Below are 24,023 nucleotides of genomic sequence, written 5' to 3'. Positions count from 1 at the left end.
CGGATGATCGAGCGGCTGGATCATATCAACATCCGTACCGCGCAGTTGGACAGGATGATCGCCTGGTACAGCGAGGTTCTGGACCTGACCCCCGGACGGCGCCCGGATTTCGGGTTTCCGGGCGCCTGGCTTTATGCCGGGGATCATGCGCTGGTCCATCTGGTCGGCGTGGACAGCCCGCCCACCGATCCCGGCACCGATCTGAAGCTGGAACACGGGGCGTTTTCGGCCACCGGTTTTGCCGGCTTCAAGGCAAGGCTGGAAGCGCGGGGAGAGCGGATGCGGGTTGCAAAGCTGCCGGGGTTCCCTGTCGTGCAGGTCAATGTCTGGGACCCGGACGGCAACCATCTGCACGTTGATTTCGACGCGGCAGAGGTCGACCCGTCGGACTATGCCTGAACCCGGCGCCCCGACGCGGAATCAGGGCCGCAGAAGCTTTCTGAACATCTGCTCCACATGCTGCATGGCACCGGCCTGCGCGCGGGTCTTGTCGGGCATCAGCACCTCGACCTGCGTGCCGAAATCGGCATAGTGCTGCGTGACTGCCCAGATCGAGAAGATCAAGTGCCCCGGGTCCGTCGGGGCGAGCTTTCCGGCATCCATCCAGCCCTGAATGAGCGCGCATTTGTCATCGAACAGCGGCTTGAGCCCGACGCTCAGATGCGGGCCCATGCGGGGGGCGCCCTGAATGATCTCACCGGCGAACAGGCGGCTTTCGCGTGGATAGGTCTGGCTCATCTCCATCTTGCGGCGGATATAGCCGATCAGTTCTTCCAGCGGGTCGCCGTCGGGATCCATCGCGTTGAGCGGTGCCAGCCATTCCGACATCAGCGCCTGCAAAAGCTCTTCATGGATGGCTTCTTTGCCTTCAAAGTAGTAAAGGACGTTGGGTTTCGACAGGCCCGCCGCTTCGGCGATCTGATCCAGCGTGCTGCCGCGAAAGCCATGGCGCGAAAACACGTCCAGCGCCGCATCGAGGATGATCCGGCGGTTGCGTATCTGGATGCGGCTTGGCTTTTTCTCGGTGGATCGCGGGGCGGGTGACGGCATCGAATACTCCGGTCTGATCGTCCCATGGGCAGGAAATGGGCGGCTTGAAAACTTTGCCGCAGCGTGTCCAAGTGAAACCTTGACAGAGCCGGGGCGCATTGCAATCGTGTCTTGACCAAATGGTAAAAAACATGTGCGGCGGGCGCAACACTTTCCCGCCCGTGGACGACACGCAAGGGGATGAAGATGGCGGCACCGGGGGAAAACCTGCGGATCAATGGTGATCGTTTATGGGACAGCCTGATGGAGATGGCCAAGATCGGCCCCGGCGTCGCGGGCGGCAACAACCGCCAGACCCTGACCGATGCCGATGCCGAAGGCCGGGCGCTGTTCCAGTCCTGGTGCGAGGATGCGGGTTGCAGCATGGGCCTTGATACCATGGGTAACATGTTCGCCATGCGGCCCGGCACCGACCCCGACGCTTTGCCGGTCTATGTCGGCAGCCATCTCGACACGCAGCCCACGGGCGGCAAGTACGACGGCGTTCTGGGCGTTCTGGGCGGGCTCGAAATCATCCGCACGCTGAACGATCTGGGCATCCAGACCAAACATCCCATCGTCGTCACCAACTGGACCAACGAGGAAGGCACCCGGTTCGCGCCGGCGATGCTGTCCTCGGGCGTGTTCGCCGGTGTGCACCAGCAGGACTGGGCCGAGGACCGCACCGATGCCAAGGGCTTGCGCTTTGGCGATGAGCTGGACCGCATCGGCTGGCGCGGTGACGAACCGGTGGGCACCCGCAAGATGCACGCCTTTTTCGAGCTGCACATCGAACAGGGCCCCATCCTCGAGGCCGAGGGCAAGGATATCGGCGTGGTCACGCATGGTCAGGGCCTCAGCTGGACGCAGGTGACCATCACCGGCAAGGACAGCCACACTGGATCGACCCCGATGCCGATGCGCAAGAATGCAGGGCTTGGCATGGCGCGGGTGCTGGAAAAGGTGGACGAGATTGCGTGGTCGCACAAACCCCATGCGGTGGGGGCGGCGGGACATATCGACGTCTATCCCAATTCGCGTAACGTGATCCCGGGCAAGGTCGTCTTTACCGTCGATTTCCGGTCGCCCGACCTGAGCGTGATCGAGGATATGGAGGCGCGGCTGCGCAGAGAAGGTCAGAAGATCGCCGACGACATGGGGCTTGAGATCGCGTTCGAAAAGGTCGGCGGTTTCGATCCGGTGACCTTTGACGAAGGCTGCGTCAGCGCCGTGCGTGCGGCGGCCGAACGGCTGGGCTATTCGCATCGCGACATCATCTCGGGTGCCGGCCACGATGCCTGCTGGATCAATCAGGTGGCCCCTACGGCGATGATCATGTGCCCCTGCGTCGACGGGTTGAGCCACAACGAGGCCGAAGAGATTTCGCGCGACTGGGCCACGGCCGGGGCTGACGTGCTGATGCATGCGGTGGTCGAAACGGCCGAGATCGTCGCATGAGGACGCCGCTTGTGCTGGCGCTGTTCCTCGCGGGCTGCGGCGGATTGCCCAGCCTTGGCGGGCTGGGCGGCGGTGGCGGACCACGTGCCGACGGCTCCATCGTGGTTGAGGATGCGGTGGGCGCCAAGCTGGTGGTGGACCGCAACGGCTGCCAGTCGGTCGTGCCGGCAAGCGGCGGTCCGGCGGAACCGGTGCTGGATGCCGACGGCGCGCCGGTGTGCCTGAACGAATAAAACAGACGACAGGGAGAGACCCCATGACCAAAGTCATCAAGAACGGCACCATCGTGACCGCCGATCTGACCTATACCGCAGACGTGCTGATCGACGGCGGCAAGATCATCGAGATCGGGCCCGATCTGAAAGGCGACGAGGTTCTGGACGCCACCGGCTGCTATGTCATGCCGGGCGGGATCGACCCGCATGTGCATCTGGAAATGCCGTTCATGGGCACCTATTCCAGCGATGATTTCGAAAGCGGTACCCGCGCGGCGCTGGCGGGCGGCACGACGATGGTTGTGGATTTCTGCCTGCCATCGCCGGGTCAGGGGCTGCTGGACGGATTGCAGATGTGGGACAACAAATCGACCCGCGCGGCCTGTGACTATTCCTTCCACATGGCGATCACCTGGTGGGGCGAACAGGTCTTCAACGAGATGGAGACCGTGGTGAAAGAGCGCGGCATCAACACCTTCAAGCACTTCCTGGCCTACAAGGGCGCGCTGATGGTCAACGACGACGAGCTCTTCGCCTCGTTCAACCGCTGCGCCGAACTGGGGGCGATCCCGCTGGTGCATGCCGAAAATGGCGACGTGGTGGCCGAGTTGTCCGCCAAGCTTCTGGCGCAGGGCAACACTGGCCCCGAGGCGCACGCCTATTCGCGGCCCACCCAGGTCGAGGGCGAGGCAACGAACCGCGCGATCATGCTGGCGGACATGGCGGGCGTGCCGCTCTATGTCGTGCACACCTCTTGCGAGGAAAGCCACGAGGCGATCCGCCGCGCGCGCATGCAGGGCAAGCGCGTCTGGGGCGAGCCGCTGATCCAGCACCTTACGTTGGACGAAAGCGAGTACTTCAATCAGGACTGGGACCATGCCGCGCGCCGGGTGATGTCGCCACCCTTCCGCAACAAGCAGCATCAGGACAGCCTTTGGGCCGGGCTGCAGTCGGGGTCGCTGTCTGTCGTGGCGACGGATCACTGTGCCTTCACCACCGATCAAAAGCGGTTCGGCGTCGGCGACTTCACCAAGATTCCCAACGGCACCGGGGGTCTTGAGGATCGCATTCCGATGCTCTGGACCTATGGCGTGGGCACCGGGCGGCTGACGCCCCAGGAATTCGTCGCCGTCACCTCGACCAACATCGCCAAGATCCTGAACATCTACCCGAAAAAGGGCGCGATCCTTGCCGGCGCGGATGCCGACATCCTGGTACTGGACCCCGAGAAGGAAAAGACCATCAGCGCCAAGACCCAGCAATCGGCCATCGACTACAACGTGTTCGAAGGCAAGCACGTGAAGGGCCTGCCGCGCTTTACCCTCACGCGCGGCCAGGTGGCGGTGCGGGACGGTGAGATGCACCACGAGGTCGGCCACGGCCAGTTCGTGAAGCGCACGCCCGACGGGCCGGTCAACAAGGCACTGTCGTCCTGGAAGGAACTGACCGCCCCGCGCCCGGTCGAGCGGACGGGCATCCCCGCGACGGGGGTGTGAGCCCTGAAGGACGTTATCGAGATCAACCGGACGCGGACCGATGCACCCGCCCGACAGAGCCCGCACCGTCGAGTCCTCCCTATACGACACACTCCCCTTGGTGCCGGTTCTGGCGGCCTACATCTTGGCCGCATCGGTCGGAGGGATGGGCCTCGCGCTTGGCTTTTGGGCGGATGGCGCCACGGTCGACAGCCCTTGGGCGCAACTGCCACTTCTGACCTGCCTCGTTGCCTTCGTCGGCGGTGTGCTCTTCATTCCGGCGTTTGCCGTTCTGACGCGCAAGGGTGCACGATCCTACACGGCCTGGGGCCTGGCCAGTTTCGTCGCCGGTCAGCCTTGGTGGTGGGTCCTGTCGATTTTCAAAGGGTACCCGTTGCTGGGTCTCGTCATGCTGGCCACGAGCGTCCTTTGCGGGATCGTGTTTCGCTTCTGCCTGCGGCGGTACTGCGGCCAGGCGGGGCAGGCGGCATGATCGCGCCACGTTGTTCGGTAGAGGTCCGTCTGCAGACACCCTTGGCGGCCCGGGACAAGACGTTTGGAACGGTCACCACATGACATCGCCTGCCATCATCCACGCCAAGTCGCTCGATCTGACCTTCGAGACGAACGACGGGCCGGTCCACGCGCTGCGGGACGTGAACCTTGAGGTCGGCAAGGGCGATTTCGTCAGCTTCATTGGCCCCTCGGGCTGCGGCAAGACCACATTTCTGCGCGTTATGGCGGATCTTGAGCAGCCGACCGCCGGGACGGTCACCGTCAACGGCGTCAGCCCCGAAGAGGCGCGCAAGGCCCGCGCCTATGGCTATGTCTTCCAGGCGGCGGGGCTGTATCCCTGGCGCACCATTGGCGGCAACATCCGCCTGCCGCTCGAGATCATGGGCTATTCCAAGGCCGATCAGGCCGAGCGGGTGAAACGCGTGCTTGACCTGGTGGAGCTGTCGGGGTTCGAGAAGAAATACCCCTGGCAGCTTTCGGGCGGCATGCAGCAGCGCGCCAGCATCGCCCGGGCGCTGGCCTTCGACGCCGATATCCTGCTCATGGACGAGCCATTCGGGGCGCTGGACGAGATCGTGCGCGATCACCTCAACGAACAGCTTCTGGCGCTGTGGAGGCGGACGGAAAAGACCATCTGCTTCGTCACCCACTCGATCCCCGAGGCGGTGTATCTGTCGACCCGGATCGTGGTCATGTCCCCGCGTCCCGGCCGGATCACCGATGTGATCGAAAGTCCGTTGCCGAAGGACCGGCCGCTCGACATCCGCGACACGCCGGAGTTCCTCGAAGTCGCGCACCGGGTGCGCGAAGGCCTGCGCGCGGGGCATGCCTATGACGAATGAACGCGGCGCGGCGCAGCGGGTGAGCGTGCCTGACAGGATTAGGGGGCCGGAGCGGTGCGCCAGAGCCTGATCCCCGTCCTCACCATCGTCGCCGCGATCTTTGCCCTCTGGTACGCGGCGGCGGTCTGGCTCAATGCGCCCTGGGCGTTGGACGTGGCGGCGCGCGGCGATCAGGAGCTGAGCGTGACCGAGCTGGTGTCCGCAACCTGGAGCCAGGACAAGCCCAAGCTGCCCGCCCCGCATCAGGTGGCGGTCGAACTTTACGATACGGTGATTGACAAGAAGATCACCTCGAAACGCAGCCTCGTCTACCACAGCTGGATCACGCTGAGCGCCACGCTGCTGGGCTTTGCCCTGGGCACGGTGCTGGGCTTCGCGCTGGCCATCGGGATCGTCTACAACCGGGTGATGGACAAGAGCGTAATGCCTTGGGTGATCGCCAGCCAGACGGTGCCGATCCTTGCCATCGCACCGATGATCATCGTGGTGCTCAATGCGATGGGCCTGTCCGGGCTGCTGCCCAAGGCGATGATCTCGATGTATCTGTCGTTCTTCCCGGTGGTCGTGGGCATGGTCAAGGGGCTGCGGTCGCCCGACGCGATGCAGCTGGACCAGATGCGCACCTGGAATGCCGGCGCCGCGCAGGAATTCCTGAAACTGCGGCTGCCGTCGTCGATGCCCTATCTATTTACCTCGATGAAGATCGCCATGGCGGCGAGCCTTGTCGGCGCCATTGTCGGCGAACTGCCGACAGGCGCCGTTGCCGGCCTCGGCGCGCGGCTGCTGGCAGGCAGCTACTACGGACAGACCATCCAGATCTGGTCGGCGCTGCTGATGGCGGCGGTGCTGGCGGCGGTGATGGTCGGGCTGATCGGGGTGCTGCAGCGGGTGGTGCTGAAACGGATGGGCATGGCATGACGTGGATCGTGGCAGGGATGCTGATCTGGGGGATCGGCTGGACGCTCAACATCTGGCTGGCGCGGCGCGACCGGGGCGGGCTTCTGATCCCGGTGATCTTTGGCGTGACGCTGCTGGCGCTTTGGGAAAGTGCGGTGCGCGGCTTTGCCATCAGCCCGGTGCTCCTGCCTGCGCCCAGCGATATCGCCGCGCGCTTTGCCGTCTCGACCGGTATCCTGTGGGAGGATTTCGTTCAGACCGCCATCAAGGGCGCGCTGACCGGCTATGTGATCGGGGCCATCGCCGCCTTTGCCGTGGCGCTGGCGGCGGACCGGTTCGATTTCCTGCGCCGCGGGCTTCTGCCCGTGGGCAATTTCGTCGCTGCCCTGCCGATCATCGGCCTCGCGCCGATCATGGTCATGTGGTTCGGCTTCGACTGGCAATCCAAGGCCGCCATCGTCGTCGTCATGGTGTTCTTTCCGATCCTCGTGAACACGGTCGAAGGCCTGCAGGCCGCCAGCGCCATGCAGCGCGACCTGATGCACACCTATGCCGCCGGATACTGGACCGCGCTGATCAAGCTGCGGCTGCCCGCGGCGATGCCGTTCATTTTCAACGGGCTCAAGATCGCCACAACCCTGGCGCTTATCGGTGCCATCGTTGCTGAATTTTTCGGCTCTCCGATCCGTGGGATGGGGTTTCGGATATCGACATCGGTGGGGCAGCTTGCGCTTGACCTGGTATGGGCTGAAATCGTCGTTGCCGCGATTGTGGGATCGGCCTTCTATGGCGGCGTTGCGCTGCTGGAGAAGGCCGTGACGTTCTGGCACCCGTCACAACGGGGCCGGACCTGAGGAACCAACAAGGGAGAAAAACCAATGAAACATCTGAAACTTGCCGCAGGCGCGGCGCTGGGGCTGATGGCCGGGGCGGCACAGGCCGCCGACGACCTGACGCTTCAGCTGAAATGGGTGACGCAGGCGCAGTTCGCGGGCTATTACGTGGCCGCCGACAAGGGTTTTTACGAAGAGGAAGACCTGAACGTCACGATCAAACCCGGCGGGCCGGATATCGCGCCGGTGCAGGTGCTGCTGGGGGGCGGTGCCGATGTGATGGTCGACTGGCTGCCGTCGGCGCTGGCCGCGCGTGAAAAGGGCGCGCCCATCGTTAACATCGCGCAGCCCTTTGCCAGCTCGGGCCTGATGCTGACCTGCCTCAAGGAGCATGGGATCGAGTCACCCGAAGACTTCCCCGGCCACACGCTGGGCACCTGGTTCTTCGGCAATGAAATCCCGCTGTTTTCCTGGATGGGAAAGCTGGGCATACCCACCGACGGGTCCGAAGGCGGCGTGACGATCCAGAAGATCAACTTCAACGTCGATCCGCTGCTGCAAAAGCAGGTCGAATGCGCCACCACCATGACCTACAACGAATACTGGCAGGTCATCGACGCGGGCCTTACCCCCGAGGATCTGGTGGTCTTCAAATATGAGGACGAGGGCATTTCGACGCTTGAGGACGGCCTTTACACGACCGAGGAAAACCTTGCCGATCCCGAGATGGTGGACAAGCTCGTGCGCTTTGTCCGCGCGTCGATGAAGGGCTGGAAATACGCCGAAGAGAACCCGGACGAGGCGGCGGAAATCGTGCTCGACAACGATTCCACCGGGGCGCAGACCGAAAAGCACCAGAAACGGATGATGGGCGAGATTGCCAAGCTGACCGCCGGGTCCGACGGCACGCTGGACGAAGCGGCGTTCGACCGGTCTGCCGAGATCACAATGGAAGGCGGCATGATCACCGCGATGCCCGAAGCGGCCTATACGCACGAGATCACCGACAAGGCGCTGAACTAAGGCCTTTCGGCACAGGTCGTATAACTGGCAGGCGGTCCGGAGACGGGCCGCCTGTTCGCGTTTCAGTCCGGCCTGTTGCGCAGCCAGCCGGGCTGCAGGGCATAGCGTTCGACCCCCGCCAGGCGGCAATAGCGGGTCAGTTCGGCCTCGAACCGGGCCTGGCGCGCGTCGGTCCAGCGCACGCGCCGTTCGGGCCAAAGGCCCGTGACGTTCAGCACGCCCGCCTTGCGGTCGGCCTTCATATCGACGCGGCCCACCAGCCGGTCGCCTTCAAGCAGCGGAAAGACGTAATAGCCGTAGCGACGTTTCGCGGCCGGGGTGAAGACCTCGATCCGGTAGTGAAATCCGAACAGCCGTTCGGCCCGCTTGCGGTCACGCAGAGCGGGATCGAAAGGGCTGAGCACCCGCATCCGCCCCGGCGGCTGCGGCGCGACTTCGGCCTCATGCAGTACATCCGGTCGGGCAAGGCTCCGGCGCGGCCCGTCGGGCGTGGCGAGATCAATCTCGATGACAGCGCCGCTTTGCAGCGCCCGCGCGCACCAGTCGCGCGCCTCTGCCGGGGTCACGATGTCCCAGAAGGCTGCGATTTCGCCCGAGGTGGCAAAGCCCAGCCGGTCCAGCGCGCAGTTGCACAGCCGGTCGATGGCCTTTGCCGGATCGGGCACGTCGTTGCGGTACTCAGTTGGGATGACCCGGCGTGTCAGGTCATAGAACTTGCGGAAACTCTCGCGATGGCAGACCGACAACTGCCCGGAACGCCAAAGATACTCCAGCGCGGTTTTCGAGGGATGCCAGTCCCACCAGCCGCCCGATCCGCGCTGCTCGCCTTCGCCGACATCGGCGGAACAGACCGGGCCGTTGGCCTCGATCCGCTCGAGGATCGTGTCGCATTGTTCCAGATACCCGGCGCGTCGGCCTTCGCGCCAGCGGGCGGGCAGGGCCTGCGCGTCGCGGGCGAATTTCAGATGCCACAGCGGATACAGCGACAGCGGAATGATCGCGGCATCATGGGTCCAGTGCTCAAAAAGGCTCCTGTCCTTCTCAAGCAGCGCGGCAACGTGGCGGGGCCGGTAAGATTGCCGCCGCGCAAAGAGGATCATGTGGTGCGCGCGTTCGACGGTATTGATGCTGTCCACCTGGACAAAGCCCAGTCGTTCGATCAGCGCGGTCAGATCAGCACCTTTCGCGGTGCCGGTGGGCGGTTCGGCCAGCCCGTGCCGATGCAGGAACAGCCGCCGCGCCGCGCGGGTGTCGAGGACGGGCCGCGACACCGGCCTAGCGGCGTTTCAGTGTATCGCCGAACGAAATTTTGGGCGTCATCTCGACCATGCGGTCGAAGGGCGCGTCGGGGTCGGCGACACGGCCCGCGATAATTTCGGCGGCACGCTTGCCGATGGCATCGCGGCAGGCATCCATGGTGCAAAGCTGGCGCGGCAGACCCTGCAAAAGCTCCACCCCGTTGAACCCGGCAAGCCCGATCTGGCCAGGGATGTCGATGCCTTTTTCCAGCAGATAAAGCAGCCCGCCCGCACCGATCATGTCGTTGGAATAGTAAAGGAAATCCAGGTCCTCGGTGCGTTCGAGCAGATCGCGCGTCATCTCGCGCCCCTTGGCCAGCGCCGATCCGCCGGAATAGAACTCCTGATCCGCGACCTCGATCCCGGATTTGGCAAGGACCTCGGTGAAGCCTTCGAAGCGTTTGCGCGCGCGGTGATCCAGCGGCATCTTGGTGCCCATGAAGCCGATGCGTTCATAGCCCGCCTTGAGGATCGCCTTGGCCATTTCACGGCCTGCACGGCGGTGCGAAATGCCCACGGCGGTGTCGATGGGCGTGCCGTCCACATCCATGATCTCGACCACCGGAATGCCGCTGGCCTTGAGCATGGCGCGCGACGCATCGGTGTGTTCCAGCCCGGCGATGATCACCCCCGAGGGCCGCCAAGACAGCATCTCGTAAAGGACCTTTTCCTCTTTCTCGGGCAGGTAGTCGGTGACGCCCACCACCGGCTGCAGCTCCGTATCCTCGAGTACGTGGCTGATCCCGGTCATCACCTCGGGAAAGACCATGTTGCTGAGCGACGGGATGATCACCGCCACCAGGTTGACCCGCTGGCTGGCAAGCGCCCCGGCGATCTTGTTGGGCACATATCCCAGCGCCTTGGCCGCCTCGAGCACCTTTTCGCGGGTCGGTGCGGATACGTCACCCCGGTTGCGCAGCACCCGGCTGACGGTCATTTCCGAAACGCCTGACGCCTCGGAAACGTCGCGCAGGGTCAGGGGGCGGGGGTCGTCATTGGCCAAGGTCGCGGTATCCTGTTCAGCGATAAGCCGACGTTAGCGTAAAGCGTTGTCGGGGCACAAGATACCCGTGGCGTGATGTGCCGTTATTCCGATCCGGGTTGCGCGGGCGTCTCGATCGGATCGAATTGTCCGACCGAGATGTCGAGCAGCAGCCAGCGGCGATTTTCGCGCACGAACACCATGTCGAAACTGATGTGCTGCGGCGTGGTGGGGAAATACCCGGTCAGCCGCATCTGCGTATCGCGCGCGGCGGTTTGGGCCTGCAGGATCTCGGGTTCTGTCACCAGGATGGGCAGCATGTCCAGCCCGGCCTCGCGCACCGGGGTAAAGAGCCCGGCAAGCTTGGTGGGGTCGTTGGCGGCGGAAAAGTCGCTGGCGGCATAGTCGCGCAGGACGGTGTAGTTGCCGGTCCAGTTGCCGTGATTGACCGCCGTCAGGATGTCGCGGATGAGCGCGGTGGCAAAGCTCAGCTCGACCTCGGCGGCCTGCTGGGCCGTGGCGGGCCCCGGTGTCGCCAGGGCCAGAAAAAGCGCCGCAATCAAGGATTGCGGCGCGATTCCAGATGCTTTGTGCAGTCTTACCATGCGTAGGTGATACCGATCCGTCCGCCAACTTGCTGGCGATCAAACCCGTATGTCACCCCGGCGTCAAGCTGCGTGTTGCCGTTCATCCGGTAACCCATGCTGACGGCCATCGCGCTCGATCCTTCGAACGTGCCAAGGCTGGTCGAGAGCGCAAAGGTCTTGTCGGCCGGAACGTAGGGCGTCGACAGGGCCATCGCCATCGCGATACCTTCCTTGTTGTTCTTGATCTCGTTCGCGTTGGACCGGATGCCGCGCTGGTTTGCAGCAACGCCACGGTCCAGTGCGCCCAGCGTGCCCGACGCGCCGTAATCCACCGCGAGGTTGCCATCGTTGTCGGAGGTCACGAAGCCGATGCGACCCGACTGGGAATCACGGCTGGCCTGCGAACCGATGCCCGGCGCGGTATAGGTGTTGTCGGAATTGCCCAGCACGAACTGGTTCACGCGGGTGGCCGTCGCCCCGTTGCCGATGGCGGCGGAGTTGTCAGCCGTGGCCGAGGACAGGTTGCCGAACGACAGCGACCCGGCACCCGAGGCCGTGGCCCCTTCGCCGACCGCGGTCGACCGGACGCCGGTGGCGCTGGCCAGGTGACCAAAGGCCTGCGCCCGCTCTGCAGTTGCCATGGCCTGCCAGCCCACTGCCGTGGCGCCCGGGCCCATTGCCACCGATTCACCACCCAGCGCCGTGGTCGACGGACCGCTGGCCATCGAGGTGTCGCCCAATGCGATGGCGTCGATGCCGTTGGCGATGGCCTCGTTACCGATGGCGGTGGAGTTGTCGCTTTGCGCATCAGCGTTTTCACCGATTGCAAGGCTGCGCACACCCTGTGCCGTGGCCAGATGACCAAAGGCCTGGGCGCGTTCGCCGGTTGCAGCGGACTGCCAGCCGATCGCCGTGGTGCCGGGGCCGGTTGCGACCGACTCACCCCCGATGGCCGTGGTCGACGGGCCTGTCGCCATGGCTGTGTCGCCCAGGGCGATAGCGTCGATGCCGTTGGCGATGGCCTCGTTGCCGATGGCGGTGGAGTTGTCGCTTTGCGCATCGGCATTCTCACCGATGGCAAGGCTGCGCACACCCTGTGCCGTGGCCAGATGACCAAAGGCTTGGGCGCGTTCGCCGGTGGCGGCGGACTGCCAGCCGATGGCGGTTGTGCCCGGACCCGTGGCAACCGACTCGCCGCCGATGGCGGTGGTGGACGGGCCAGTGGCCGCAGCCGTGTCGCCCACGGCCAAAGCGTCGACGCCGTTCGCAATGGCCTCGTTGCCGATGGCGGTGGAGTTGTCGCTTTGCGCATCGGCATTCTCACCGATGGCAAGGCTGCGGGTGCCCTGCGCGGTAGCGAGGTGACCGAAGGCCTGCGCCCGCTCACCGGTTGCTTCCGCGCGCCAGCCGATGGCCGTGGTGCCCGGACCCGTGGCAACCGACTCGCCGCCGATGGCGGTGGTGGACGGGCCTGTCGCCATGGCTGTGTCGCCCAGGGCGATGGCGTCGATGCCGTTGGCGATGGCCTCATTGCCGATGGCGGTAGAATTGTCGCTTTGAGCGTCGGCATTCTCACCGATGGCGAGGCTGCGGGTACCCTGCGCGGTGGCGAGGTGACCGAAGGCCTGTGCGCGTTCGCCTGTCGCCTCGGCGCGCCAGCCGACGGCGGTGGTGCCGGGGCCGTTCGTCACCGATTCGCCGCCAATTGCGGTCGAGGAGTTGCCGATGGCCTGCGCGCCCGCACCGAGTGCCACGGCATCGACCCCGTCGGTGGTCGCACCCTGTCCCTGATCCGGCACGCCGTCGCCGTCGGCGTCATCATTGCCACCGATGGCAATCGACCCGATCCCGTTCGCGGTGCTGTCCTCGCCAATCGCGATGGACTGTTCGCCGTTGGCGGTGGCCTGGTGGCCTAGCGCGTTCGAGAATGGGGCCGCCGCATTGGCCTGCCAGCCAAGCGCCGTGGTGCCCGGACCGGTCGCGACCGACTCGCCGCCCACAGCCGTGGTTGACGGCCCGGTGGCTGCGGCAGTGTCGCCCACGGCCAGCGCGTCTATGCCGTTCGCGATAGCCTCATTGCCGATGGCGGTGGAATTGTCGCTCTGCGCGTCGGCATTTTCACCGATGGCGAGGCTGCGGGTACCCTGCGCGGTGGCGAGGTGACCGAAGGCCTGGGCGCGTTCGCCCGTCGCCTCGGCGCGCCAGCCCACAGCGGTGGTGCCGGGGCCGGTCGCGACCGACTCGCCGCCAAGCGCCGTTGTGGAGGGGCCTGTCGCCGCCGCGGTGTCGCCTACTGCCAAGGCGTCGACGCCGTTCGCAATGGCCTCATTGCCGATGGCGGTGGAATTGTCGCTTTGTGCATCGGCATTTTCACCGATGGCGAGGCTGCGGGTGCCCTGCGCAGTGGCGAGGTGACCGAAGGCTTGCGCCCGCTCACCGGTTGCTTCCGCGCGCCAGCCGACGGCGGTGGTGCCGGGACCCGTGGCCACGGTCTCGCCACCGATGGCGGTCGTCGACGGCCCGGTGGCCGCGGCCTCGGCCCCGATGGCGACCCCGTCGGTCGCCGTGGCATCGGTGCTGGCCTGGTCGCCGATCGCGACGGAGAAATCGCCGCCCGCAGTCGTGTTGGCACCGCATTCGGTCGAGCTTGCGCCACCGCCGGCGTTGCAGTCAGGCGTGGCGTCGGCAAGCGCCGCTCCTGCCCCGAGGGTCAGCGCGATCGCCGCGGTACCACTCTGCAAAATGGATTTAACTCCGAAATTCGTAAAGTTTTTCATGATCTTGACGTTTCCCCGTGGTTTCGTTGATCCGGTCAGCGACGGCACCGGTCCGCGCGCTCACATTCAAGTCACGACTGATGACGCAGAAAAGTTTCGCGAGAGCGCATATTTTTTGACGAAAGTTGCAATCGACCGGGCGAAAACACGAGCGTACCCCGCATGCAAGGGCGTGACAGCGCCCGCGCGCTTGGCTAGAAGCAGGGCGTGGCTCCGTGGCTCAACTGGATAGAGCAGCCCCCTCCTAAGGGGCAGGTTGCAGGTTCGAATCCTGCCGGGGTCGCCAAAACCACCTGAAAAATATGGCTTATTTGCAAGGGTTTCTGCAGAAGCGTGCAGAAACGCCCGTTCCGTTTTCCGCCGATTTCTCCGAAAACGACCGAAATCTCGTACAAAACCTGTACAAAATTCGCACGTCCGTGCGGTTTTTGAGGCCATCCGATGAGCTGGCGCGTGGCAAACGCTTGCGCCGAGCGGAAGTTCGGGAGTGCGACGCGCAAACAGATCATCATGTTCCTTGCGGACAAGGCCTCGGATGATGGTTCGGGCATCTGGTGTTCGAAAGGGACGATCCAGCGGCATACGGAACTGGGCGAGACGACCGTCAAGCGGACGATCCGTGACTTTCTGAAAGAAGGCATCTTGGTCGAGACCGGTGCGCGCGGGTGCAAGAACGGGTTCACCGTCGTTTACCGGATCGATCTTGCCCGAATTGAGGCGCTGGAACTGACCGCCGAACCCGAGATTGAGACGGGGGCCACAGTGGACCCCGTCCAGACTGGACCCGGAACGGGGGCCACAGTGGCCGGGGTACCGGGGCCACCACGGCCCCCAAACCATCCTAAAACCATCCATAAACCCCCTACGCGCGAGCGCGTGGCGGATGAAGAGGCTGAGAGAGTTTTGGCGGCCTATCCTCCCGACCGTGTTCGCGGGAAGGCTGAGTGTCTCGGGCGGATCAGGGACATCCTGGACGCCAGGACAGAGGTCGAGGACCTGTTGCAGGCCGTGAAGGCTTACGCAACCGAGAGCGCTGGCTTCACCCGCTCCAAGGTCTGTTTCTCAGACAACTGGTTCAAGTCGGGTCGCTGGCGGGCGTATGTCGAGGACATCGCCAAAGGCCGAGAAGAGACGAAGGCCAAAGAAGCCGAGATGCTGGCAGGTCTGGCCAACTGGGTCACGGAAAAGCATCCGCTTTGCCGCCACATCACACCGGGCCAGATCGATGCGCTTTTGGCCGCTGAACTGGTGACACAGGCGCAGATACAAGCGGCAGGCCTCAGACCATGAGCACCACCGATCCGACCGAAGCACAAACAGCAAGGCGACCCATGTCATACGGCTGCGCCGATGAAACGGGACCTTGCGAGGGGCGGCAAGCCTCCCCTTCGAACCCCACCGGCGCGGGCAAAGCCCCCGCCAAAGAGCCGCTGACCGAGACCTTCGTCTTCCGCTGCACCGCGTCCGAGAAGGCCCAGCTGCGCGCCAAGGCCGAGGCGGCTGGACTGCCAGCCTCGACGCTTTTGCGCGAGGCGCTTGGCCTCACCGAAGCCCGCCGCCGCAAGCCTGTGCCGCGCGTCGATCCCGCCCTTGTGCTGGCGGTCGGGCGCATCGGCGGCAACCTCAACCAGATCGCCCGCTGGCTGAACCACGCCATGAAGGTCGGGCGTACCGACCTCGACACGCTGACCGTCGCGCGCCGCCTGGTCGAGATCGAACGCCAGCTCGCCGCGCACCTCGATGAGGCGCGGCATTGCTGATCAAGTTCTTCCGCAACGGCAAAGGCGCGGGCACGGGTCCGGTCGGCTACCTCGTGGCCGAGCGCGTGCTGGCCTATGACGGCAATCGCGACCTGATCCGCGATGCAGACGGCCAGCCCATGACAGTCACGCGCGAACCCTTGCCAGAAGTCCTGCGCGGCAATCCCGACCGCACCGAGGCACTCATCGACGCCAGCCGCCACCAGTGGACCTACCGCGCGGGCGTGATCAGCTTTGCCGCCCAGGATGCCCCGACCGAGGAGCAGCAGGCCGAAGTCATGGACGGGTTCGAGCGTCTGGCCTTCGCGGGGCTGGACCCTGAGCAATATGAGGTGCTCTGGGTCCGACATACCCACGAAGGTCGCGTCGAGCTTCACTTCTGCACGCCGCGCTTGGAGCTGACCTCGGGGCGCAGCCTAAACATTGCACCGCCCGGCTATGAGAAGGCCTTCGACAGCCTGCGCGACGTGATGAACCAGCGCCACGGCTGGGCTGATCCGATGGAGCTGGAGCGCACCCAAGAGGTCCGCGACACCATCGAGACCCCAACCCGCGCCCAAGGCCGTGACGAGCTGCACGCCTGGATACAGGACCAGATCGACATGGGCCTGATCACGGACCGGGCGACCATGCTCGACGCGCTCACCGACGCAGGCTTCGACCTGCCGCGCACCGGCAAGGCTTACATCACCGCCCGCGACACCGAGACTGGCGAGCGCTGGCGGCTGAAAGGAGAGATTTTCCATGAAGATTGGCAAGCCGACCCGGTTGAGCGAGAAACTGAACGCGGAGCTCGACGAGATCAGGCAGGAACACGTCGCCTCGATCTCGTCCCAGCTCAAGAGCTTCAGGATCGATTTGAAGAACATTGTGGGCGCCGCGCAGCATACCATCGCGAGCGATACGCGCCGCTTTCAGACCGAGACAGCGAGCCTGTTCGAGACGCGGCTGAGGTCGATCCGCCTCTGGCTGACGATCTCGCCCTGGTTGATTGCGGGGATGGTGTTGACGGGGATCGCCTTGATGATGGCCGCGAGCTTCTTCTGGACGGTGCATCTGACACGCTCGGAACTGACCGAACTGGGCCTGACACGGATCGAGCGGCCGGAAGGGACCTGGCTGATACTGGACCCGTCGAAGACGCGGCTCAGGACCTGCACCATGGGCGAGAGACACGTCACCTGCATACGGATCGAGGAGGATTAGATGACCCAACTGACAGCCTTGGAACGCGACTTGCTCGCTTGCGTCGAGCGGTTGGTGACGGCCTCAGAGGCATCCGCGAAGGATTTGACCGCCTTGGAGACACGCTCGACCGGCAGGATCGAGAGGGAGCTGGCTGGATTGAAAGACTGCGTGACCTTGCTCATTCGTTCACAAGCCGCATCCATGAAGGCCTTGAACGGATTGCTGAACGACGAGGCGAACTACAAGACGCTGGACGAGACCTTGCAACAGAGCTTGACCTTAGCGAAAGCCGCCGCCGAGAGATTGAGGGACAGCTAGACAGCCAGGAGGCACACGCGGAAAGGGGGTTGCGGCATTAGCGTCCAAAGGGACGGTAGAGCAAATTTTCTGGCTTTCCTGTAACTTGAATCTACGGCTCCGTTCGTCTGGTTGCGACGTCATAACCGCACCCATCCAGAAGTTGGCATTCCCATAAAGGTCTCGCGATCATGTCTCAGAGCGAAGTCTGGGGCTTTGATCGACAACTTTTCCATCACACGAGTTACAACGTTGTCGCTGGAGAGCTTATCAATCAGTACAATTCTTGAGACTGTAGGCAATTTCCCGATCAATGCCTGATGCGCATGTTCTTTCCGAACCAGCTGTCCTGCGTAGGGAATAGCAGTTGGAACCAGTGTTGTTTTTGAGCTCGATCCGGGAAACACCTGCGAGAACTCATTGAACTGATGCTTCGCTGAGTGAACATACTGAGAACGATGGGAATTATAGACATCCTTTACCCATTTCACAAAGTCCTGATCTTGGTCGATTTCCTTGTCAAAAGATCGTTTTATAGATGCCGCGATCATTTTGCTGATCGCCGCTCTATCCCCAACTATATTGTGTCGCATCTCTAACTCACCGCATCTGTCGCACGTTAGCTTGCCAGCACATTTTTCTTGTAGGGATGAAGCAAGTAGTCCTAAAGCTGCCGTGAAAGCTACGGTCCCTAGAGAAGGGGTTTTCGTACTCGCCTGAATGCCACCATAAAAGGCGAAAAGAGCAGAAAGAACCTGTCCGTCTTGCTCACTTTCTGCCGCCAGTTTGCTCATCGAATATCTAACAAATGAGAGTGTTGGCATTGAGACAGCTAGTGACCTAGAGTCGTCTTCTCGGCCGGTTGGAAACAGCTTATCGACAAGCTCGGGATCAGTTTTTTTGAGCGATAGTTTTCCAATCAATAGACTAGGAGCGTTCTCTAGGTGTGATACTTCCCAAAGGCCACCTGTTGCCAAGGTCAATAAAGCTAAGAGCAGTTGCAATTTGCGCATTGCCTTGCGGTTGGCATCGCCTTTTGTGATGCCGTGTTCATGAATCACGATTGCAGTTCGAGACGCGCCATCAACAATTCTAGGGGGTAGAATGAGCACAGTCGCATCTGCAACTAGAAATGAGTCGTTCCAGTAAGCGGCGCTACCCTTAGCGTAGAAGATGAAGTTCCAGCTTTCTTGTTGCCTTTTGGAACGCGGTGTGTTCGCGAGGCTTACTTCGGTCTCGACCCATTCTTTGAATTCTTTGAGTTTCTTTGACGAAATCTGGGACGGATAGTTCGTTGCGCCAGCTTCCTTGTAGCCTTCGTTCGTTCCAAGATATCCCAGTCCTATTTTGGGCTCGCCGCCCTTTTCAACATCAAATATAACACCCAATCGAACCTGTGCAGCCTTGTTTCGCCAAGGCCGATGCCACTCGAACCTGCAATGGGTCGTGTTGTTTTCTGGCATCGGAGTAAAGTAGCTGTTGCCGCCATTTTTCTCCGTCGAGAAAAACAAGTTTTCAAAAAATTCAGACTTTGAAACATGGAGTTGGTCAAGTTTAACTTCCCAAGTTAACCCGTTCGGATATCGACCAGACTCATTGTATATCGCATGCTTTTGTGGTGACTGAACTTCAGCTGGCCCAGTGAATAGAACTCGATTTAACATGTTGGTTTGTCCGTTTAAGAACCACTGATGGTTGTAGTAACGAGCATTCTGGAAAGCTAGAACTGCGAACATGAGCCTCGGTCGAAGAACTCCCGGCGGTACAGGCTCAAGATTGCAGCGATCCGTAACCAGCCCTCATTAGGCGGCAACCAAGGGTTCAATGCTAGACACGTCAATTTCTTTGGCTGCTAAAGCCATGTCATAGTTCGTCTGCAAGTTCACCCAGTAGGCCGGGGTCGTATTGAACACACGCGCAAGGCGCAGCGCCGTGTCAGGCGTGATCCCAGTGGTACCCTTAATCAACCGCTCGATCCGTGTCCGAGGCACGCCCAGACGCCGCGCAAACGCGATGGCCCCCATCTCCAGGGGATCGAGGTAAAGCTCCTTCAGGACTTCACCGGGGTGCATCGGGTCTTCAAGCAAGCTCATCAGCGTATCCTCTCAATGGTAGTCCACAATCTCGACATCGGCGGGGCCGTTCGGCGTCCAGACAAAGCAGATGCGCCATTGCCCGTTGATCCGCACAGAGTGTTGCCCAGCCCGGTCCCCTTTCAGTTCTTCCAGGTGGTTACCGGGCGGAAACCGCAAATCCTCGACAACAACCGCAGCATCCAGCGCCGAAAGCATCGCCCGCGTGCGCTTGACCAAGTCACCGGGGAAGCCTTTGCCGTACTTGCCTTTGACAGCGTTGGCAGCGAGTTTGCCCTTGGTGCTTTGGATCATAGAGTGTACGTATCACTTAGAGATACATGTGTCAAGATGTGATACATTTAATTTGTGGAGTCTGACTGTCTTGAAAACTGAGGCCGGAAGCTACGATCCGAGCCAGAAGCTAGGATCCAAAAATGACTTCGCTTTTCGTTTTCCAAACAAAACTTCACCCAGATCGCGCTTAAGATTTCTGTCCACGTCAGCGTCAGAAAAGCTCTTCCACGCGCCCTCAACCATAGTCGTTGTGCTATCTTGGGCAGCGTTCTGAAAGTCCTTCAGCTTTGAGTAACCCATACCAACAAAAATCCGAAGTGCAGCGCCGTGTCTTCCTTCTAGCGCTGGCACAAGGAGGTGTCGCAGAACATTGTCTTTCTCCGCTTTCATAATCCGCTCTCCACGTTGTGCAACATTCGAGATCAGCTCAGGACAAAGTACCATAGCATGCCCCAACGACGTTGCGGAGACGTTTGAGATTCCTTCCCGAAGAGATCGCCAAACGTCCTCGTGATAGTTTTTGTCTAGTGCGAGCAACAGGTCATCTAAAGCACCATCGGCAGCTTCAATTTCACTTTCGCCAGACAAAACACGTTTCACGACGTTGACGAACGGTTTTCTAAAAACGCCCGCATTGAGCTGGCAGCCCGAGGCATCCAGTTTCTCGAGGAGCATGACAGCAGTGTGATCCATTTCCTCAATATGCCCTTGCCAAGCTCCTTGATCGACAGCACCTAGGAGGTCGTCAAAGTGTTCATGCAATGTATTCCACTGACCACCCGCAGCATGTGACAAGGATAGAAATCCACGCGGGATATCATCAAGCGTAAGCTTCTTGATTTCGGCGGCCTTCATCCTGGGCGCGTATTTCTCCAGTGCGCCGACCAAAACTCCTCCTTCGAGTAGATCGCGAAGATAAGGGACATGAGAGATCAAGCCGCTCAGAGTCAGGAAGGGAGGAGTATCACGACTAAACATCTCGACGACTATTTGTTCGACCGCCGAATGCTCCCGATTAGCTTTGCCATATTCAATCCAGTGCGTCGCGCTAGTTGCTGCGATCGCAGTTTGCGCCACAAGTTTTACTTGGTGATCCAAGAGCTCTCCCGAGCCATCTAGCAAGGCTTGAAAGCGGCTGAAGCCATCCGAAGGGTCCTGGGCGCGGGACCCATTTGGGTTAACTTTGGTCGGGTTCGTAAGACTTGTCCCAAGCTGCTCTTGTGCCAAGAAGAGCAGATTTGCCTGGGCGGCCTGGCTTTCATCCGTCGATCCGTCACCAATGTTTCTGAAGAACTGCCCCTCGGTCATTGCGTTTTCCAGTAGTATTTCTGTTCGTCTCTTCTTGTCGACCGATTGCCAAGCCAGAGCGACCATTTCCAGCAACGCACTGGCCTTCTTCTGCGCCACTTCATCTGTCTTGAGAGTGGACAGAGCAGCGTTCGAGATGCTTAAGAGCTCTTCGTCGGACAAAAGGCGATTTGAGGTGAACTGCTTCAAGGCAGGAATAGCGAGCTCAGGGTACTTAACGAACTGCTCTTCCAAGTACTCAGAGTCCTCAGGGAGATCGATCTCTGCCGTGGAAAAGGAGCTTAGGTCAAATCCCGCGGCTGCAATAGTCGCCCCCAGGCCAAACATGTACTCCGGCGCAGCTGGTGGTGTTTGCTTGACCAAGGCCAATGCTAAGTCATCTGTAGCTCCGTGCGCCTCCAGAGCTTCTGAAATCGCGGCGAGAAACGAGGATAGGTCCTTACCATCTTGGAAAGAGTGCTTCTCCTGCTGGTGAACACCTGACAGCACCGCAGTCACGAAGTGATCCACAGTGTCCGGAAGCTGACTATCAGTGGCCAGCGAAAAAATCGGCAGATATTCAACGTAGCCTTCACCTTTGATAGGCAGGGTATCGACTCTTGAGAAGCCATTGAGAACTGTACTCGCTAGGTGGTTCCTTGCTTCACCTTCGTAGCTTCCAAGCAGCTCGGAAATGTTTCTGACTGCAGCGCCGAAGTCTCCCGTGCTAAGCCATTCGTGGACATTCGCTTGAACAACATCGTCGACGCGGTCGTCGAAGCCTGGAGCTGAAGATAGTGCAAGAATGCTATCTGAGCTTGGGCTAAGAATTGCTTCAGCAATTTCATCATCGAGCAAGATTTGAAACGCAAGGTCTTCTTCAACATTGAAGACCATAGCCGCCAGATTTCTTGTTAGCTCACTATCGGCTGCAAGAACGGAAATTCTGGCGTCCAGACCAGCTTCCTCGTTCAAAACCGATGGCTTGTCTCTGATGCGGTCCTGATGGGCAATGTAGGCAGCGACCGTTGGAAGACGGAATTTTCCATCATGCAGTTCGTACAGGCTGCTTAAATTGTTTACAAAAGAAACGATGTTTCGCGGCGTCGTTGTTCCACCTTGGGTTTTGAGTAGTTCGCAGAAAATGCGGTAGGTGCGAAACCTGTCATCTGCGGAGACCTGCTTGGGGAGCGCTTCTTCCAACTTGTCAGCAAAAAACTCACGTGCATTGGAGAGAACAGGGGGCGAGACCGAAAGAATCTCGGCGAAGGTTTTTGAAAAGAGCTCTCTCGAGGCAAGGCTGCTTAGGTCGTTCTTACCTGTTTCTTCGTCCTCATCAGTTGTGACGTTAGCCTCAATCAACTTTCGATCATACGGAACAATTGCTGTGATCTCAGTATGTTTGCCTTGGATTATTTCGCCATGTGCTCGCGCAAAAATTGATCTGACTAGCGCCCAATACTCTTTGATTTCCTTTCGAGGCAATCTGTCAATGTTGTCCAGAACAACAACGACCCGTTCGTCTTCTGACTGAACAACACCAAGGATTTCTCGCAACGTTGAGTGGAACTCGTAGTCATTTGGATCAATTTCCCGAACCTTCTGAACTACCTTGTGGTCTTGATGCTGACGCGAACTGATCAGAAGCAACCTAGAGATGACGGCTTTGAAATCAGCTTTCGGCTTCTTGGCCCGACCAGACCAACGCTTCCAGGCAGCTAGTGCCAGGGTTGCAATGACAAATGCGAGCAACAGCAGAAAGGGTGCCGAAATGAGAAAGTCTTCGGTGCTCCCTGCCTTGGCAGCTTTGTCGAAGACAGTCTTCGCCCAAAAGTAATAGAGCGGGAGGAAAGGGAGAAAAACAAGAACTACAATCCCATACCAATCCAGTATCGGATGGTTATTTGTTTGTATCTCGCGTGTCTTGCCTTGAATCTGAGCTTCAATTGCCGCTAGTTCATGGTGCTTCTTTTGAAAAGTCAGCTGCGCCCAGTTCAGAAAATGCTCCAAGAAAGACCTGCGGAATCCGGAGCCCTGAGATTTCCAAATATCGAACGTAAAGAAGTTGTAGGTCTTCTTTCCCTTACCATTCTTCTCGGCGAGTTTTCTCGCCGCCATTTCGACAACGCTGGACTTGCCGCTGCCCCATGAGCCCTCGAGACCTATGGCACTATCACCGCTATCAAATCTTACAATTGCTTTGGACAGCGAATGAGCAGTTCGTTCGTGCCCGCCACCATTGAAGAGATCCTTGTTGGATGGTTCATCCTGAATGATCTGTCGATCGACTTTCTTGCTCACTTGGTCACCCTTAATCGCTTCAATCTAAATATATGGGACGACGCACCAGACACCACAAGGTTTGGCGCTTCGGTCAACATCAATCAGGTTACAACGGTCAAAAATTTGTATTTCACTTCGATCAATAGTGGGGAGGTCAATCATGAAAGAGGTTTCGCCACCTTTGGTCCGCTAGTCGCAGCGTCAATGCCGATCCAGTGAGAAATGGCACAAGCACGCCAGCTAACGCCACAATGGATATAAAGGCTCCAGAAAGCAGAGTGTACTCGCTAGGCTGGTCAGCGAATGAAAGGTTCAGGAAACCTACCAGATAGAGCGCATTGGCACCCAGCAATGCTAGGTAAACGGGCTCCAAGGGCTCGATCATATTGCGTCTCGCACGCTCCAATGATGCTTTCCGAAGCTTTTTCCAGTTGTCGCTTGGCCTTTGCATTTGCTTACTCCCTTGCGAATTCGATCCAAGTGTGAACTTCGTCATCCGTTACATTCTGACCCTTGACTTGTGACTCGTACCAGCGCGCGGCGATGGCCCCGCGTTTCTCGCTTTTGATCTTGATGCCAGCACCCTCCAGATACTGATCGAGCGAGGTCTCGATCCTCTTCAGGGCATCGAAATCGTGACCAGCACGGATCGACTGAGTTCCAAGCAACAACCAGGCAACGTCGACCTTATATCGTCTGTACATCTTGATCAGTGCTTCGATTGGGATGCCGCGCTTACCCTTCTCATAGCTGTGATAAGCCCGATGTGAGACGCCAATCGCCTCTGCCATCCCGGCCTGCGAAACGCCAATTTCGCTACGTAAGATGGCTAGGCGTGCACCTACTTCGGCGAACATGTCAGCATCTTCTTGCGCCATTCCGACTTCCCAATTGACGAAAGCGCAAT

Annotated in this window: 22 protein-coding genes and 1 tRNA gene; 13 read left to right on the top strand and 10 right to left on the bottom strand. The window is 60.6% G+C overall.

The annotated features are described in order from the left end of the window. Window positions 1–3 precede the first annotated feature (3 nt). Window positions 4–399 carry a VOC family protein gene (locus tag ACOXXX_RS15305; RefSeq protein ID WP_422827472.1) on the top strand — a complete coding sequence of 132 codons (396 nt, stop codon included), beginning with the start codon at window positions 4–6 and terminating at the stop codon, window positions 397–399. A gap of 21 nt (window positions 400–420) precedes the next feature. Here ACOXXX_RS15305 and ACOXXX_RS15300 read toward each other — a convergent pair whose 3' ends face one another. Then, window positions 421–1,050: a TetR family transcriptional regulator C-terminal domain-containing protein gene (locus ACOXXX_RS15300; RefSeq protein WP_422827471.1), complete on the bottom strand. Its 630-nt coding sequence runs from the start codon at window positions 1,048–1,050 to the stop codon at window positions 421–423. A 186-nt stretch (window positions 1,051–1,236) separates the two neighbouring features. Here ACOXXX_RS15300 and ACOXXX_RS15295 point away from each other — a divergent pair, with 186 nt between their 5' ends. The 8 genes from ACOXXX_RS15295 (at window position 1,237) to ACOXXX_RS15260 (ending at window position 8,288) form a co-directional block, all read left to right on the top strand. Next, window positions 1,237–2,487 carry a Zn-dependent hydrolase gene (locus ACOXXX_RS15295; RefSeq protein ID WP_422827470.1) on the top strand — a complete coding sequence of 417 codons (1,251 nt, stop codon included), beginning with the start codon at window positions 1,237–1,239 and terminating at the stop codon, window positions 2,485–2,487. Beyond that, window positions 2,484–2,720 carry a hypothetical protein gene (locus ACOXXX_RS15290; RefSeq protein ID WP_422827469.1) on the top strand — a complete coding sequence of 79 codons (237 nt, stop codon included), beginning with the start codon at window positions 2,484–2,486 and terminating at the stop codon, window positions 2,718–2,720. Before ACOXXX_RS15295 ends, ACOXXX_RS15290 begins: the two co-directional genes overlap by 4 nt. A 23-nt stretch (window positions 2,721–2,743) precedes the next feature. After that, the gene (gene hydA / locus ACOXXX_RS15285; RefSeq protein ID WP_422827468.1) at window positions 2,744–4,198 is read left to right on the top strand and encodes a dihydropyrimidinase; all 1,455 of its coding nucleotides are present in this window, start codon (window positions 2,744–2,746) and stop codon (window positions 4,196–4,198) included. Between the two features lie 97 nt (window positions 4,199–4,295). After that, the gene (locus ACOXXX_RS15280) at window positions 4,296–4,670 is read left to right on the top strand and encodes a hypothetical protein (protein ID WP_422827467.1); all 375 of its coding nucleotides are present in this window, start codon (window positions 4,296–4,298) and stop codon (window positions 4,668–4,670) included. A gap of 79 nt (window positions 4,671–4,749) precedes the next feature. Further along, on the top strand, window positions 4,750–5,535 hold the full coding sequence (locus ACOXXX_RS15275) for an ABC transporter ATP-binding protein (protein ID WP_422827466.1): 786 nt from the start codon (window positions 4,750–4,752) through the stop codon (window positions 5,533–5,535). 54 nt (window positions 5,536–5,589) lie between these two features. After that, window positions 5,590–6,453, top strand: a complete 864-nt coding sequence (locus tag ACOXXX_RS15270; protein ID WP_422827465.1) for an ABC transporter permease — start codon at window positions 5,590–5,592, stop codon at window positions 6,451–6,453. Further along, window positions 6,450–7,286 carry an ABC transporter permease gene (locus ACOXXX_RS15265; RefSeq protein ID WP_422827464.1) on the top strand — a complete coding sequence of 279 codons (837 nt, stop codon included), beginning with the start codon at window positions 6,450–6,452 and terminating at the stop codon, window positions 7,284–7,286. Before ACOXXX_RS15270 ends, ACOXXX_RS15265 begins: the two co-directional genes overlap by 4 nt. A 24-nt stretch (window positions 7,287–7,310) precedes the next feature. Next, window positions 7,311–8,288: an ABC transporter substrate-binding protein gene (locus tag ACOXXX_RS15260; RefSeq protein ID WP_422827463.1), complete on the top strand. Its 978-nt coding sequence runs from the start codon at window positions 7,311–7,313 to the stop codon at window positions 8,286–8,288. Between the two features lie 62 nt (window positions 8,289–8,350). Here ACOXXX_RS15260 and ACOXXX_RS15255 read toward each other — a convergent pair whose 3' ends face one another. The 4 genes from ACOXXX_RS15255 to ACOXXX_RS15240 all read right to left on the bottom strand — a co-directional run bounded on the left by ACOXXX_RS15255 (window position 8,351) and on the right by ACOXXX_RS15240 (window position 13,896). Beyond that, entirely contained in the window at window positions 8,351–9,559 is a 1,209-nt protein-coding gene (locus ACOXXX_RS15255; protein ID WP_422827462.1) for a winged helix-turn-helix domain-containing protein, read from the bottom strand. A gap of 4 nt (window positions 9,560–9,563) precedes the next feature. Then, window positions 9,564–10,589, bottom strand: a complete 1,026-nt coding sequence (locus tag ACOXXX_RS15250) for a LacI family DNA-binding transcriptional regulator (protein WP_422827461.1) — start codon at window positions 10,587–10,589, stop codon at window positions 9,564–9,566. An 83-nt stretch (window positions 10,590–10,672) separates the two neighbouring features. After that, on the bottom strand, window positions 10,673–11,131 hold the full coding sequence (locus ACOXXX_RS15245) for a hypothetical protein (RefSeq protein ID WP_422827459.1): 459 nt from the start codon (window positions 11,129–11,131) through the stop codon (window positions 10,673–10,675). Between the two features lie 35 nt (window positions 11,132–11,166). Further along, window positions 11,167–13,896: a YadA-like family protein gene (locus ACOXXX_RS15240; protein ID WP_422827458.1), complete on the bottom strand. Its 2,730-nt coding sequence runs from the start codon at window positions 13,894–13,896 to the stop codon at window positions 11,167–11,169. A gap of 245 nt (window positions 13,897–14,141) precedes the next feature. On the opposite strand from ACOXXX_RS15240, the gene ACOXXX_RS15235 reads away from it, so the two are divergent. The 4 genes from ACOXXX_RS15235 (at window position 14,142) to ACOXXX_RS15220 (ending at window position 17,239) form a co-directional block, all read left to right on the top strand. Continuing rightward, a tRNA-Arg gene (locus ACOXXX_RS15235) sits at window positions 14,142–14,218 on the top strand. Window positions 14,219–14,373: 155 nt separating this feature from the next. After that, on the top strand, window positions 14,374–15,222 hold the full coding sequence (locus ACOXXX_RS15230) for a hypothetical protein (protein ID WP_422827457.1): 849 nt from the start codon (window positions 14,374–14,376) through the stop codon (window positions 15,220–15,222). 41 nt (window positions 15,223–15,263) lie between these two features. Beyond that, window positions 15,264–15,692 carry a plasmid mobilization protein gene (locus ACOXXX_RS15225; RefSeq protein ID WP_422827456.1) on the top strand — a complete coding sequence of 143 codons (429 nt, stop codon included), beginning with the start codon at window positions 15,264–15,266 and terminating at the stop codon, window positions 15,690–15,692. After that, on the top strand, window positions 15,686–17,239 hold the full coding sequence (locus ACOXXX_RS15220; protein ID WP_422827455.1) for a relaxase/mobilization nuclease domain-containing protein: 1,554 nt from the start codon (window positions 15,686–15,688) through the stop codon (window positions 17,237–17,239). Before ACOXXX_RS15225 ends, ACOXXX_RS15220 begins: the two co-directional genes overlap by 7 nt. 78 nt (window positions 17,240–17,317) lie before the next feature. Here the strand turns inward: ACOXXX_RS15220 and ACOXXX_RS15215 are convergent, their stop codons facing one another. The 5 genes from ACOXXX_RS15215 to ACOXXX_RS15195 form a co-directional block, all read right to left on the bottom strand. After that, window positions 17,318–18,913, bottom strand: coding sequence for a hypothetical protein (locus ACOXXX_RS15215; protein WP_422827454.1), 1,596 nt, complete (start codon window positions 18,911–18,913; stop codon window positions 17,318–17,320). Between the two features lie 66 nt (window positions 18,914–18,979). Next, a complete protein-coding gene (locus ACOXXX_RS15210; protein ID WP_422827453.1) occupies window positions 18,980–19,270 on the bottom strand; it encodes a HigA family addiction module antitoxin in 291 nt (96 codons plus the stop codon). Between the two features lie 12 nt (window positions 19,271–19,282). Next, entirely contained in the window at window positions 19,283–19,564 is a 282-nt protein-coding gene (locus ACOXXX_RS15205) for a type II toxin-antitoxin system RelE/ParE family toxin (protein ID WP_072780005.1), read from the bottom strand. Between the two features lie 90 nt (window positions 19,565–19,654). Further along, window positions 19,655–23,134, bottom strand: coding sequence for a P-loop NTPase fold protein (locus ACOXXX_RS15200; RefSeq protein ID WP_422827452.1), 3,480 nt, complete (start codon window positions 23,132–23,134; stop codon window positions 19,655–19,657). Between the two features lie 437 nt (window positions 23,135–23,571). Then, window positions 23,572–23,994, bottom strand: a complete 423-nt coding sequence (locus tag ACOXXX_RS15195) for a helix-turn-helix domain-containing protein (protein WP_422827451.1) — start codon at window positions 23,992–23,994, stop codon at window positions 23,572–23,574. Window positions 23,995–24,023: the final 29 nt, after the last annotated feature.

This window comes from Thalassococcus sp. BH17M4-6 (genome assembly GCF_049323015.1).
Taxonomy (GTDB): Bacteria; Pseudomonadota; Alphaproteobacteria; order Rhodobacterales; family Rhodobacteraceae; genus Puniceibacterium.
The sequence above is the reverse complement of the archived record's forward strand: the minus strand, read 5'-3'. Positions and strand labels throughout refer to the sequence as shown.

Coding starts and splice junctions, on each gene's coding strand:
- ACOXXX_RS15260 (WP_422827463.1), top strand. CDS start 7,311: ATGAAACATCTGAAACTTGCCGCAGGCGCGGCGCTGGGGCTGATGGCC.
- ACOXXX_RS15290 (WP_422827469.1), top strand. CDS start 2,484: ATGAGGACGCCGCTTGTGCTGGCGCTGTTCCTCGCGGGCTGCGGCGGA.
- hydA (WP_422827468.1), top strand. CDS start 2,744: ATGACCAAAGTCATCAAGAACGGCACCATCGTGACCGCCGATCTGACC.
- ACOXXX_RS15215 (WP_422827454.1), bottom strand. CDS start 18,913: ATGTTCGCAGTTCTAGCTTTCCAGAATGCTCGTTACTACAACCATCAG.
- ACOXXX_RS15225 (WP_422827456.1), top strand. CDS start 15,264: ATGTCATACGGCTGCGCCGATGAAACGGGACCTTGCGAGGGGCGGCAA.
- ACOXXX_RS15265 (WP_422827464.1), top strand. CDS start 6,450: ATGACGTGGATCGTGGCAGGGATGCTGATCTGGGGGATCGGCTGGACG.
- ACOXXX_RS15295 (WP_422827470.1), top strand. CDS start 1,237: ATGGCGGCACCGGGGGAAAACCTGCGGATCAATGGTGATCGTTTATGG.
- ACOXXX_RS15195 (WP_422827451.1), bottom strand. CDS start 23,994: ATGGCGCAAGAAGATGCTGACATGTTCGCCGAAGTAGGTGCACGCCTA.
- ACOXXX_RS15230 (WP_422827457.1), top strand. CDS start 14,374: ATGAGCTGGCGCGTGGCAAACGCTTGCGCCGAGCGGAAGTTCGGGAGT.
- ACOXXX_RS15210 (WP_422827453.1), bottom strand. CDS start 19,270: ATGAGCTTGCTTGAAGACCCGATGCACCCCGGTGAAGTCCTGAAGGAG.
- ACOXXX_RS15300 (WP_422827471.1), bottom strand. CDS start 1,050: ATGCCGTCACCCGCCCCGCGATCCACCGAGAAAAAGCCAAGCCGCATC.
- ACOXXX_RS15305 (WP_422827472.1), top strand. CDS start 4: ATGATCGAGCGGCTGGATCATATCAACATCCGTACCGCGCAGTTGGAC.
- ACOXXX_RS15275 (WP_422827466.1), top strand. CDS start 4,750: ATGACATCGCCTGCCATCATCCACGCCAAGTCGCTCGATCTGACCTTC.
- ACOXXX_RS15205 (WP_072780005.1), bottom strand. CDS start 19,564: ATGATCCAAAGCACCAAGGGCAAACTCGCTGCCAACGCTGTCAAAGGC.